The sequence below is a fragment of the Paenibacillus liaoningensis genome (genome assembly GCF_059609455.1).
The window spans coordinates 101,733-114,233 of sequence record NZ_JCAALU010000018.1; the positions used below are offsets into that span (position 1 = coordinate 101,733).

Below are 12,501 nucleotides of genomic sequence, written 5' to 3' on the forward strand. Positions count from 1 at the left end.
CAAGCAGCATGAGCATTTTGGAACAGTTTCTTCCAGCATTTCTTGAAGAAATCGTGGGCGACCGCTTCGGCCGCTACTCTAAATATATTATTCAGGACCGTGCCATACCCGATGTACGGGATGGCTTGAAGCCGGTACAACGACGTATATTGTACGCGATGTACGATTCCGGCAATACGCCGGACAAGCCATATCGCAAATCTGCGAAAACGGTCGGCGATGTAATGGGCAATTATCATCCACATGGCGATTCTTCGATATACGAGGGCATGGTGCGGATGGCGCAGCCTTGGAAAATGGGGCATATCCTCGTTGACGGCCACGGCAACTGGGGCTCGATGGATGATGATCCCGCTGCGGCCATGCGTTATACGGAAGCTAGATTATCTCCGCTAGCCATTGAGCTGCTGAGAGATATTGATAAGCGTACGGTCATGTTCAAGGATAATTTCGATAATACGACGAAAGAGCCGGTTGTGCTGCCGTCTCGCTACCCCAATTTACTCGTAAATGGGGCCAGCGGCATCTCTGCCGGCTTTGCGACTGAAATACCGCCCCATAACTTGCGTGAAGTTATTGATGGCTGTATCACCGTTATGAACCGCCCAGAGACGACGCTCGAAGAGCTGATGCAAATTATTAAAGGGCCTGATTTTCCGACGGGCGGCCTCATCATGGGTGAGGAAGGCATACGCGATGCTTATGCGACTGGCAAAGGCCGCATTTATTTGCGCGCCAAGACAGCAATCGAGGACATGCGCGGCGGACGCCAGCAAATTGTCATTACCGAAATTCCTTATCAGGTTGTCAAATCACGCCTTGTGACGGCGATGGAAAATATTCGACTGGAGAAAAAGGTCGAAGGTATCGCCGAGGTGCGCGATGAGAGTGGACGAAACGGCCTTCGGATCGTGATCGAGCTGAAGAAGGAAACAGATGCAAACGGCATTTTGGCTTATTTGCTCAAAAAGACGGATTTGCAGGTGGCCTACAGCTTTAATATGGTGGCTATCGTTAATAAAACGCCGCAGCAGCTCGGCATTCGCCAAATGCTGGATGCGTATATTGCACATCAGAAGGAAGTTGTCACATTCCGTACGCAATATGATCTGGAAAAAGCGGAAGATCGTGCCCATGTGCTGGAAGGTCTCGTTAAGGCACTGAATTTGCTTGATGAAGTGATTGCGGCGATTAAAGCTTCCAAAAACCGTGCCGATGCGCAGCAAAATCTCGTCCAGAAGTTCGCGTTCAGCGAGCGCCAGGCGGATGCGATTTTAACGTTGCAGCTGTATCGTCTGACGAATTTGGAAATTACGTCGCTGGAGAAAGAGCATAAAGAAGTGATGAAGCGCATCGCTTATTTGAGCAGCATCTTGAACAGCAATAAGAAGCTGATCGGTGTCATTCGTGATGAGCTGATGGAAATTCATGCGAAGTTCGGCATTGACCGCCGTTCAGACATCCAGGGAGAAGTAGAAGAGCTTAAGGTTAACCTTGAAGTAATGGTAACGCCTGAGGAAGTGCTCGTTACACTGAGCAATGAAGGTTACATGAAGCGGACAAGCATGCTTTCGTTTACGCGCTCCGGCGGTGAAGTTGGCAACGCGGGCGTGAAGGATGGCGATATCATTCGCGGCTTGTACGCGGTCAACACGATTGATAATTTGCTGCTCTTCACGAAAAAGGGACAATATTACACGCTGCCCGTCCATCAAATTCCCGAGTTCAAATGGAAGGATACGGGGACCGCAGTCGTCAATATCGTTCCGATTCCGAAGGATGATGCGATCATTAGCGTCATCCCAGTGAAGGACTTTAATGTTCCAGGCGCTTCGCTCGTCTTTGTTACCAAACGCGGACAGGTGAAGCGGACTGAGCTGAAGGACTATATGTCAACGCGCTCGACAGCGATTGCAGCCTGCAAAGTAGCTGAAGGCGACGAGGTTATTAAAATTTTGCCGAGCGACGGTACGAAGCAGCTGATGCTCGTGAGCAAGCAAGGCTGGAGCATCCGGTTCTCCGAAAGCGAAGTAAACCCTATGGGGCGTGTCGCTGGAGGCGTGCGCGGCATGCAGCTGAAGGAAGACGACGAACTGATTGCGGCAGACTGGGTAGGCGAGGATGAAGGAGAATTGTTCGTCATCTCTGACCTTGGCTATGCCAAACGCTCGCTGCTGCTGGATTACCCTGTTCAGGGCAGAGGCGGCAAAGGGGTTCAGACGTTCGAATTTAAAGAAGGCAAGCGCGTGAAGCCGAATGGCTCAGCACTTGTTTATGCCGTTTATTGCAAGGATGCGATTGATCTCATCGCGCTAGCCTCATCTGGGGCTAAGCTGCCGATGACGACGGAGAAATCACCGATAGATGATCGCAGATCGATAGGGCGGACTATCGTTCCGCTCGAAAAAAATGATGTTTTAACGGCAGTCATTGTCCGTCCGTCTGATGTCCTTCAATCATAAGGGCGATTAGGCGGATCAAAGCGTTCAATTAACTGGATCATCGCATCCAACATAACCCACAATGGTACGAGCTCATCCGGGCGATCGAGCCATTGTGGGTTTTTTATGATGCCATAAGCTTTAATTTTGCGAATAATTTCGGCTTTCTCGTTGTCCATTGAGGTTCACTCCTTATGAGGTGAGGATGGCGAAATAGGGAAAGCGCCCAGATTCATTGTATGTCTACTCTTGTCAAAACGTTCGGGTATATCGCAGTTTGTGAGGGAAATTATTAATCGGGTTAACCTTTTATTCGACAATCTCGGATGGTATAATTGGAATTAAAGAGAAATTGGACAGGAAGCGGGTGTATGAATGGTTTCTGATGAATTTACTCGATTGTGGACGAAGCTAAGCAGAGAATGGAGGACAGGTCTGGAAGAGGGACTGGCGCCGCTCACGGAAGGCCAGCTGAATGTGCTGGATTTATTGCTGCAACACCAACCGATGAAGCCATCCGATCTGCTGCAGCATTTGGCAACGACTCCAGCAGCGATTACTACTTTGCTCGATCGTATGGAGCGCAATGAACTAATTGTACGTACAAGAGATACAGCCGATAGACGAATTGTATGGGTATCCGTATCAGGCAAAGGGAAATCAGAGGCACAGCGTGGCAAGGAAGTACGAACGAAGCTCATTTCCGAAGCGCTAGACCGGATCTCCTCCCATAATCAGCAGCTGCTTGTTTACTTATTAGGCAAGGTAGCCAATAGATAGTTCCGCTAATGCAGGGTGCAGGTGGAACAGGCGGCTTAAGGCAAGACGCCGCTATATTCTGCACAAAAAGGGCGTTGCTGTCCTAAGACGGCAACGCCCTTTTATGTTTGCTTATCCTGTTACCCATTCTGCCCTGAACAGCCGCGATTAGGACATCGATTCGAGCCGGGTGCGCAGCAGGCTGAGATTTTTTTTCAGAGAGGCATATAGATCTGGTGTAAGCAGCTTGCTCGACTGCTCCGCAAGCGTTTGCTCAACAGGCAATATGCGATAGCGATAATTATGATCCGGTTTGTAGCGGTAAACCCAAGTCGGAATGGCTTCAATATCGGCAAGCTGGATGCTGCCGTCCCCGTTATTTTTGCGAATAAGCACTTGATAAATGACGCCATAATCCTTCGTGTCTCCACGCTGGTTGGAAATAAAATTGCCCATCGAATAAATGATAAGTCCTTGGCGCTCGCGGCCGTCGTCATCCGTTGCCTCCAGCACCTCATAGGGCTGAATGACATGCGTATGCGAGCCTGCGATAATGTCGGCGCCTTCCGCAATCAGCTTGCGGGCAAGCGTCTTCTGCTCCTCATTGGGCTTCGTCTGGTACTCCGTTCCAAAATGGAGCGCTACCGTAACAAAATCGGCGCCTGCTTTCTTAAGCTTCTTAATATCGGCAATCATTTTTTGCTCATCAATTAGCGGAACCATATATGGCTTTCCTTTAGGAATAGCGATGCCGTTCGTACCATACGTGTAAGCGAGCAGCCCCATGCGAATCCCGTTTTTTTCGACGATGATGTTTGTATCCGCTTCCTTTTGTGTGGCGGCGGAGCCTTTTATTATAAACTCTTTCTCTTTCATATGCTTCAGCGTCAGCAACAACCCTTTCTCGCCTTTGTCGAGCATATGATTGTTGGCATTGGTCAATATGTTGAAGCCGGCGTTTTGCAGCGCATCGAGCAGGGCAACGGGCGCATTAAACGTCGGGTAACCCGTATAAGCGAACGCGGATCCGGCTACAGGCGTTTCTAAATTCGCCAAAACCCAGTCGCCTTCTTTCAATATCGGCGCTACATCTTGAAAGAAAGGATCGAAATTATAGCTTTTCGTCTTTTTGTTATAAGCACCCGGCAGCTCCGGGGAATGCATCATAATATCGCCAACGGCGACCCATAGCGCTTCCTGATAGCTGTTAGAAGGGCTGGATGGGGGAACGCTGGCTTCCTGCGTTGTAGTGGGCTCGGGTGATGGCTCAGATGAAGGCACAGGGGAGGTCGTTGCACTAGGAGCTGTAGCCGATTGCGCGCTGGCGCTCGATTCCGACTCCACTTGCATCGTGGAATCGACGCTGTTAGCGGTAAACGGTAATGAGCCTGCTAGCGGCGGGAAAAAAATAATAAGGAGTCCTGCTGCTGCCAGCAGCAGCAGGATCATATTGACGGCGAGATGAATTTTAGTCCTTCGGCGCATGGACGGATTCTCCTTCAGCCAGGTAGACGTCTGCTGCGGCTTCCAGCTCGGCTTGCGGCCACCAGCCCCAAGCTTTCGACCCATAAGGGATGGAGCGGAAGCAGACGTGTTCCTTCGTTATGGGATGGGAAACCGAAACGGAAGTAGACCAAAGCGCGATATCGTTAACACCGCCCGTTTGCGGCGCTCCATATTTGCGGTCGGCCACCAGCGGGCAGCCGATAAAGGCCATTTGCGCCCGAATTTGATGGGGCCGTCCCGTATGCAGCATGACAGCTATGAGAGCATAACGGTCTGTACTGGCTATAACCGTATATTCGAGCACAGCCTCCTTCGCTTCCGGTGCTTCCTGCTTGAATACGGTCACCTGATTAAGCTTCGCATCCTTGCGGATAAAGTGGCGAAGCTTGCCGCTTGCCGCATGAGGCTTGCCATGTACGACGCACACATAGGTTTTGCCAAAATTTCTGCTGCGGACTGCCTCGGAGAGCCGTGAGGCCGCTTTCGAGGTTTTGGCGAACAGCATGGCGCCGCCCACAGGCTGATCCAGTCGGTGAATAAGGCCGAGAAACACATTTCCCGGCTTATCGTGGCGTTTTTTTAAATCGCGTTTGAGCAGTGTCAGCATATCCGGCGTACCCGTGTGATCCTCTTGGGAGGGAATGCCCGGCTGCTTCACAACTGCCAAAATATGATTGTCTTCAAACAGCACCGGAATTTCGCCGATGCCATCTAGAGAGTAGCCAGCCATTAGACAGACTCCCAGCGGCCCAATATGCCGCAAGGCAGGTTCAGTCCGGATGCAGTAATAGGCAGACCGATTTCGCCGCAATGTATCGCACCGCCGAAGCGCTTCGCCATCGTCATATGAAGCAGATTATGCAGCACGGATGGGGATAGACCTGTCGTGTACGAATTAATTAGCATAAACAATGGATTATCGGATAAAATCGTCGTGCAGAACTCAAGGAACGGGAACAGGTTCTCTTCCAGCTTCCACGTCTCGCCGTTCGGTCCGCGTCCGTAGGACGGCGGGTCCATAATAATAGCGTCATATTGACGGCCCCGGCGCTGCTCGCGTTGAACAAACTTGAATACATCGTCGGTAATGAAGCGGATCGGCTTGTCGGACAGCCCGGAAAGCTGGGCATTTTCTTTCGCCCACTGCACCATGCCTTTGGAAGCATCCACGTGAACAACCTCTGCGCCTGCTGCGGCAGCCGCAACCGTAGCTCCACCGGAATAGGCGAAAAGATTGAGTACGCGAATCGGACGGTCCGCCGTGCGGATTTTATCCATCATCCAGCTCCAGTTCACCGCTTGCTCAGGAAAGAGCCCCGTATGCTTGAAGCTGGTCGGCTTAATATGGAAGGACAGCTCTCCATAGGATATGGTCCAGCGCTCCGGCAGCTGGGAATTGAACTGCCATTCGCCGCCGCCAGAGGAGCTGCGGTGGTAGTGGCCGTCTGTTTTTTTCCACAAGCCGTCTTCCTTCGCTATTGGCCAAATAATTTGCGGGTCCGGCCTGCGAAGAATATAAGAGCCCCAACGCTCCAGCTTATCTCCATTCCCTGTATCTATTACCTCGTAATCTCTCCATTTATCTGATACGTACATGATTTTAGCGTTCCTTCCCAATTTCAAAATTTGTATTATAATATTAAGGTCAACGCTAATTATAGCGAAGCAAACAAGTTGAAGCAATTGGGAGAGGATATTTATTCGAAAGGTATTTTGGGGATGGGTCGCCGGGCTTGCCGCAAGCCTGGTATTATTTGCGTTAACTACAGCGATTGCAGCACGTCCAGAGCTGTCACAGCTCGACAAAGAAACAGCCGCATTCGCTGAGCAAATGCGGGGAGAAGGATGGACGGCTTTTTTCAAGGCGCTGTCTTATATGGGTTCTTCTCTATTTATTATCGCAGCGACTTTTGCGCTTTTTCTATGGTTCGGTTGGCGCAGCGGCTGGCTGAAAGCAGCTCCGATTATAGTAGGTACTGGACTTGTATACATAACGAATACGTTGGCCAAAATGGCCTTTGACCGGGGCCGGCCAGAGGAGGCTTGGGGATTAGAGGCAGCTGGCGCAAGCTTTCCAAGCGGAAATGCCATGATGGCGATGGCGCTTTATGGGCTTGCAGCTATTTGGATTGGAAGGGATGCCTGGTTTAGTCAAACGATGAAGCGGGCCAGCTATGTACTCGCCGGATTGCTTATTGTATTAATGGGCGCTTCAAGACTTTATTTCAGCGTCCACTACGCAACGGACATTATTGGCGGGTATGCAGCGAGCTTTGCCATCCTTGCACTGATGATGACCGTTCTGACGGCTCGCCGCTAAAGAAAGCAGCAGGGCAGCAAGCCGGCAAAGGATTACTCCGACTCGCGAATGACATTAAGCAATTTATGAATCGATGCTTTTCGTTTGTCTTCATCCATATGATTCAGCAGCTGCAGCAGCTCGTGCGTTTCTTCCCTGGCGAGCCCAGCCACTTGCTGACGGGTCTCACCTTCAATAATATAATCCGTCGTCACATGAAAAAAGAAGGCGAGCTTAATCAGCGTTTCATATACCGGCTGGCGATTGTTAATTTCGTAATGACTGTAAGCGGAGCGGGTGATCCCGATCGCACGGGCAACGGCTTCTTGCGAAAGATTTTTTTGTAGGCGGAGTTCCTTCAAGCGGTCTCCCATCGTCATTTTTAGTGGCTCCTTCAAAAAAGCTGAAATAATAATACAAGCTTAACTATTAATTTATGATACAAAATGTATCATTGTCAATAGTTTTGGCGAAAATAGCAGGAAACAACTGTGTTTAGGGGAGGGGAAACAAACCGTGGTACTAACCTTTGAATGTGTTTGCGGCAATCAAACCGGATTGTTCGCAACCGGAGATCGAGACGAACAGGGGCGCGAATATTTAGAAGCAGAGGACGATGATCGCATCAGCTGGATCATGGGCGATACTGGGATGTTGTTCAAATGCTCTTTCTGCGGCCATACTTACCGATTAGAGAAGCAATAGCTTGCAAGAAAGGGCACCGAACGGGCCTCTGTGCAATCAAGCATTGCAAACGATGTTGTTTCAGAGTATGGAAATAAGAGTAAAAAAGCTGGATTTTACGCTTTATGCGTAGAGTTTGGCTTTTTTTGCTTATGCTTGTCACAAAAGGGGCGGCTTCTTTGTCTTATCTTATGAGAACCGAAAAACACCAACCTACTGGGAGGAATTTAAAATGAAATTAAGAGTAAACTATCGCACGGCGAACCCTGCAGTATTTAAAGCGTTGATGGAATTGGAGAAAGCAGCGTCAAGCTCCGGCATTGATCCTATCACCTATGAGCTTATTAAGCTGCGGGCGTCGCAAATCAATGGCTGTGCTTTTTGTCTGGATATGCATAGTGAGGATTTGATGAACAAAGGCGAAAGTTTGCAGCGAATTATGCTGCTAAGCGTATGGCGAGAAGCGCCTATTTATACGGAAAAGGAATGTGCCGTTTTGGAATTGACCGAGCACGTGACTCAGGTTTCTGCAGCGGGAGTGCCGGATGAGCTGTACAATCGCGTGAGAGACTATTATGATGAAGCGGAATATGCAGCATTAATTTTGGCGATTATTACGATCAACAGCTGGAATCGGATTGCCATTTCAACTAGCATGTTCCCCGGATGCTTTGACTAAAAGGACGTTATAGGAAATTATAAATTTGGTTATTTGTTTACGGGAAAGGAAGTTTTGGAAGCGAGATGGCGGATACTCAGGTGTTGTGGAAAGTAGCAGAGTGGTATGCGGATTATAAGTCGCTGCTTAGCTCGCTTGCATACAAGCTGCTTGGATCACGGCAGGAGGCGGACGATGTCGTCCAGGATGTTTTTGTGACGCTTCAGTCGGCAGAGCCTTCTCCGCTGCGCAATGTCAAAGCCTATCTGTGCAAAATGACGGTCAACCGCTGCATGAATGTGCTGCAATCTGCCCGCCACAAGCGAGAAGCTTATGTCGGCGAATGGCTGCCGGAGCCATGGAGCGGCGATTATGGCGATGAGCCTTTGGAGCAGCTCGCGCGCAGGGAAACGATCAGCTATGCCATGCTCGTCATGCTGGAGCATTTATCCCCATTAGAGCGTGCGGTATTTGTGCTGCGTGAAGGCTATGGCTATGGCTACGATGAGCTTGCTGAGCTGGTAGGCAAGTCTGAGTCAAACTGCCGCAAAATTTTAAGTCGTGCCAAGCTGGCGCTTGACCAGTACCGCCTGCTTCCACAATCGGATGCTGAGGAACAAGAGCTAACAGTGGACGCAGCAGCATTGGAGCCATTTGTTGCGGCATTTGAACAGGCCGATATTGGGAAGCTGCTTGCTCTGATGCGTCAAGATGCTGTGTTTATCACCGACGGCGGCGGCAAAGTTACTGCAGTGAGACGGCCCGTTATTAGCGCACGCCGCGCTGTAATACTGCTGCGGAGAATGTCCACGCACAGCCTGCACGGTACGAACATATCCATTTCTATGTTGAACGGACAGCCAGCGCTCATTTTCCGCCGGGGAAAAGAGGTTCAGGCGGTCATGTGCCTAGAATGGGTGCAAACGGAGGAAGGCAGCCGTATAAAGCGAATTTATGCGATGTATAACCCGGATAAGCTATCGTTTATTTAATGTAAGGTTCCACTCATAATTTGCTTGCTGGATGCAGAACATAAGGTCGAGTAAGCAGCATATGAATGAGGGGGAACAGCATGATGAAGCGAATAGCACTCCGGCTGCTGAGCCTGTGTCTGGCTGTATGGCTAGGCTGCCTGGGGATGGACAGCGTAATGGCGCAGCCGGGCGTGTATCATTTTGGGTTTAAGAAAAGCGCTGGAGGACAGCTGCCTTCGATAAATGAGGAAGGTTTCAAAGGCATCGTCCAGCAAAATGGGGCGATTTTCCTCGGCGATACGAAGCAAAAGGAGCTGTATTTGACCTTCGATAATGGCTATGAAAACGGCTATACAGCTAAGGTGCTGGATACGCTAAAAGCGAAGGGTGTGCCTGCTGCTTTTTTTGTAACAGGCCATTTTATTAAGGATCAGCCGGAGTTGGTGAAACGTATGGCGTCAGAAGGACATATCGTTGGCAACCATTCATGGAGCCATCCGGATATGACACAGCTCAGCTCAGGACAAATTCAGACCGAGCTCAAAAAGGTGGAGGAGCAGTCGGCACTGCTGACCGGCCAGCAGCAAATGGCGTATTTGCGGCCGCCGAGGGGGATTTTCAGCAATCAGGTGCTTGCTGTCAGCAAGCAGGCTGGATATACAAGCGTTTTTTGGTCGGTTGCCTACAAGGATTGGGACATTAAGAGCCAGAAGGGTGCAGCATACGCCCTAGATCAAGTGATGCGCCAGCTCCATCCGGGAGCTGTAATATTGCTGCATTCGGTTTCAAGCGACAATGCCCAAGCTTTAGGGGCGATTATAGATGGCGCGAGGGCGCAAGGCTATACATTCAAAAGCTTGGATCAGCTGACGAATCGCAGCTATTGATAGGTATTTGCTGCTTCGTCAGGAGAAAGTTAATCGCCACATACGCTGAATACGATAAGAAATAAAACGGAAATATAAAAAATAAAACGAACCCCGTGATCTTGTTAAGAATGCACGGGGTTCGTTTTATGTGTATAGGGGGCATGCTGTGCGCCAAATGAGCGCCGCTATGTTTTATTTTGTTCCAGCGGTATATTGGGCACTTGGCAGTTCAACGGTCCAGCCGAATGGATCGGCAATGACGCCCGTTTGGATGCCTGTTAACGTCTCATACAGCTTGCGCGACAGCGGGCCTGTCTCGCCACCGCGAAGCAGCAGCTGCTCATCAAGGTAATGCAGCTCTCCAATTGGCGAAATAACCGCTGCCGTACCTGTTCCGAAAGCTTCCTCCAGCGTATCATTATGATAAGCTTCCACGAGCTCGTCAATGGACAGCTTGCGCTCCTCAACAGGAATGTTCCACGATTTAAGCAGCTCAATAATCGATTTGCGCGTAATGCCGTCAAGAATGCTGCCATTCAGCGCCGGAGTGACAATCGTGCCGTTGATGCTGAAAAAGACGTTCATGCTGCCGACTTCCTCGATGTATTTGCGCTCAACACCATCCAGCCACAATACTTGCGTGCAGCCTTTGGCTGATGCTTCTTCCTGGGCTTTCAAGCCAGCAGCATAGTTGCCAGCTGTCTTGGCATTGCCGACGCCACCTTTAACCGCACGTACATATTCGGATTCTACAAAAATTTTCACCGGATGAATACCCTCTGCGTAATACGAGCCGACCGGCGAAAGGATAATCATAAACATATAGTTTTGAGAAGGCGCTACACCAAGTGATGATTCGTTCGCAATTATGAACGGACGGACGTAAAGGGACGTTTTATCCTCATCAGGAATCCAGTCCTGATCAACAGCAATGAGCTGCTTCAAAGCTTCCAGCGCAATTTCCTCATCAAGATGCGGAATGCTCAGACGCTCGTTAGAACGGTTTAGCCGTTTAAAATTTTCCTCTGGACGGAACAGCAAAATGCTGCCTTTATCCGTGCGATACGCTTTCAACCCTTCGAACACCGTTTGTCCGTAGTGGAATACCTTGGAGGCAGGGTCGAGCGTAATTGGTTGGTAAGGAACGATTCTTGGGCTATGCCAGCCTTTCGATGTTTCATAGTCCATAATAAACATATGATCGGTATAATATTTTCCAAACCCTAATTGATCGGATTGGGGCTTTGTTTTTTTGGTAGCAGCTAATTCAATGGCAATCGGTTGGCTCATTTCAGAATCCTCCCACATATATTCGTAATATTCGTTTAGTTGAATCGTACCACTTAACGAAGTATATTGATAATATCTGTTTAGTCGGATCATCATACTTTTTAGGTATAGGAGAATGCACATGGATATCCGTCAGCTTAAATACTTTTTGGCGATCGCCAAGGAGGGGCAAATTACGCGCGCCGCCAAGCTGTTGAATATGGAGCAGCCCCCACTGAGCCGCCAATTAAAGCAAATGGAGCAGGAGCTGAACGTCACTTTATTTGACCGCAATGGCAAAAGCCTTGTGCTAACCCATGCAGGAGAGCTGCTTCGCGATAAGGCCGAAAGCTTGGTTAATCAATTTAATGAAACGATGCAGGAGGTGCGCGAGCTGGATGCGGGCATTCAGGGCGTGCTGCCCATTGGCTCGGTCGTTTCCTGCATTTCGCTGCTGCCGCCTGTCATTGAGCGATTTCGGGACAAGCACCCCGAGGTGACGTTTAAAATTTGGGAAGGCGATCATTATTTGCTGGGCAGCCAGCTGGAGAAGCGCAGCATTGAGCTTGTCGTTGCCAGACTCCCGTTTGAATCGGCTTCTGATTCGCTGCCGTATTCGATTTTGCCGCTGCCATCCGATCCGTTCGTAGCGGTACTGCCATCAAAGTGGAGCACAGATCCGCAAAAGCAATCGATGCAGATGAGCGAGCTTAAGGATTTGCCGTTTCTTGCCCTCAAGACGGAGCGGACAACGGCGATGCATGAGAAGGTGATGATTGAATGCCGCGCTCACGGCTTTGAGCCGAAAATCATCTGCGAATGCTCTAGCGTCGCCATAATAATGGCGCTAGTGGCAGCAGGAATCGGCGTAACCGTCTTTCCTAAATCGGTTATGGCTTCTTTTCCGCTGCCAACGATTCGCATGCTGGCCATCACGGACACGGATTTTCAATCGGATGTCGGCATCGTATGGCTCAGGAATCGTTATCTGTCCAATGCTGCCCGTCATTTTATTCAAATGTTTCAGCAATAACCGCCATGA

The 12,501-nt window shown here is 49.8% G+C and carries 14 protein-coding genes; 8 read left to right on the plus strand and 6 right to left on the minus strand.

All coding sequences use genetic code 11. The features are described from left to right. The first annotated feature begins 8 nt into the window (after positions 1-8). Positions 9-2,462: a DNA gyrase subunit A gene (gene gyrA, locus AC6B99_RS26150; RefSeq protein ID WP_056028604.1), complete on the plus strand. Its 2,454-nt coding sequence runs from the start codon at positions 9-11 to the stop codon at positions 2,460-2,462. On the opposite strand, the gene AC6B99_RS26155 is transcribed toward gyrA, so the two are convergent. Continuing rightward, positions 2,453-2,620: a hypothetical protein gene (locus AC6B99_RS26155; protein WP_172455590.1), complete on the minus strand. Its 168-nt coding sequence runs from the start codon at positions 2,618-2,620 to the stop codon at positions 2,453-2,455. The two genes, gyrA and AC6B99_RS26155, sit on opposite strands and share 10 nt — an antisense overlap. 196 nt (positions 2,621-2,816) lie before the next feature. Here AC6B99_RS26155 and AC6B99_RS26160 point away from each other — a divergent pair, with 196 nt between their 5' ends. Further along, complete coding sequence (locus tag AC6B99_RS26160) at positions 2,817-3,221, plus strand: MarR family winged helix-turn-helix transcriptional regulator (protein ID WP_046233412.1); 405 nt, start codon at positions 2,817-2,819, stop codon at positions 3,219-3,221. A 147-nt stretch (positions 3,222-3,368) separates the two neighbouring features. Here the strand turns inward: AC6B99_RS26160 and AC6B99_RS26165 are convergent, their stop codons facing one another. The 3 genes from AC6B99_RS26165 to AC6B99_RS26175 are packed head-to-tail and all read right to left on the minus strand — an operon-like array spanning position 3,369 to position 6,302. Further along, positions 3,369-4,685: a CapA family protein gene (locus tag AC6B99_RS26165; RefSeq protein WP_496664580.1), complete on the minus strand. Its 1,317-nt coding sequence runs from the start codon at positions 4,683-4,685 to the stop codon at positions 3,369-3,371. Next, entirely contained in the window at positions 4,669-5,436 is a 768-nt protein-coding gene (locus tag AC6B99_RS26170) for an RluA family pseudouridine synthase (protein WP_056028602.1), read from the minus strand. The genes AC6B99_RS26165 and AC6B99_RS26170 overlap by 17 nt, the downstream gene beginning before the upstream one ends. Next, positions 5,436-6,302, minus strand: coding sequence for a class I SAM-dependent methyltransferase (locus AC6B99_RS26175; RefSeq protein WP_056028599.1), 867 nt, complete (start codon positions 6,300-6,302; stop codon positions 5,436-5,438). The genes AC6B99_RS26170 and AC6B99_RS26175 overlap by 1 nt, the downstream gene beginning before the upstream one ends. A gap of 280 nt (positions 6,303-6,582) precedes the next feature. Between AC6B99_RS26175 and AC6B99_RS26180 the strand changes: the two genes are divergently transcribed. Further along, positions 6,583-7,026, plus strand: a complete 444-nt coding sequence (locus AC6B99_RS26180; RefSeq protein WP_056028596.1) for a phosphatase PAP2 family protein — start codon at positions 6,583-6,585, stop codon at positions 7,024-7,026. Between the two features lie 32 nt (positions 7,027-7,058). Here AC6B99_RS26180 and AC6B99_RS26185 read toward each other — a convergent pair whose 3' ends face one another. After that, a complete protein-coding gene (locus AC6B99_RS26185; protein WP_056028593.1) occupies positions 7,059-7,385 on the minus strand; it encodes a helix-turn-helix domain-containing protein in 327 nt (108 codons plus the stop codon). Positions 7,386-7,521: 136 nt separating this feature from the next. Between AC6B99_RS26185 and AC6B99_RS26190 the strand changes: the two genes are divergently transcribed. The 4 genes from AC6B99_RS26190 (at position 7,522) to pdaA (ending at position 10,208) form a co-directional block, all read left to right on the plus strand. Further along, entirely contained in the window at positions 7,522-7,710 is a 189-nt protein-coding gene (locus AC6B99_RS26190; RefSeq protein WP_056028590.1) for a hypothetical protein, read from the plus strand. Positions 7,711-7,921: 211 nt separating this feature from the next. After that, positions 7,922-8,368, plus strand: a complete 447-nt coding sequence (locus tag AC6B99_RS26195; RefSeq protein ID WP_099520004.1) for a carboxymuconolactone decarboxylase family protein — start codon at positions 7,922-7,924, stop codon at positions 8,366-8,368. Positions 8,369-8,433: 65 nt separating this feature from the next. After that, a complete protein-coding gene (locus AC6B99_RS26200) occupies positions 8,434-9,339 on the plus strand; it encodes a sigma-70 family RNA polymerase sigma factor (protein ID WP_494864435.1) in 906 nt (301 codons plus the stop codon). Positions 9,340-9,422: 83 nt separating this feature from the next. Beyond that, a complete protein-coding gene (gene pdaA / locus AC6B99_RS26205) occupies positions 9,423-10,208 on the plus strand; it encodes a delta-lactam-biosynthetic de-N-acetylase (protein ID WP_494864596.1) in 786 nt (261 codons plus the stop codon). A gap of 174 nt (positions 10,209-10,382) precedes the next feature. Here pdaA and AC6B99_RS26210 read toward each other — a convergent pair whose 3' ends face one another. Then, positions 10,383-11,480: a branched-chain amino acid aminotransferase gene (locus AC6B99_RS26210; protein WP_496664581.1), complete on the minus strand. Its 1,098-nt coding sequence runs from the start codon at positions 11,478-11,480 to the stop codon at positions 10,383-10,385. 121 nt (positions 11,481-11,601) lie between these two features. On the opposite strand from AC6B99_RS26210, the gene AC6B99_RS26215 reads away from it, so the two are divergent. Next, the gene (locus AC6B99_RS26215) at positions 11,602-12,492 is read left to right on the plus strand and encodes a LysR family transcriptional regulator (protein WP_496664582.1); all 891 of its coding nucleotides are present in this window, start codon (positions 11,602-11,604) and stop codon (positions 12,490-12,492) included. Positions 12,493-12,501 lie beyond the last annotated feature (9 nt).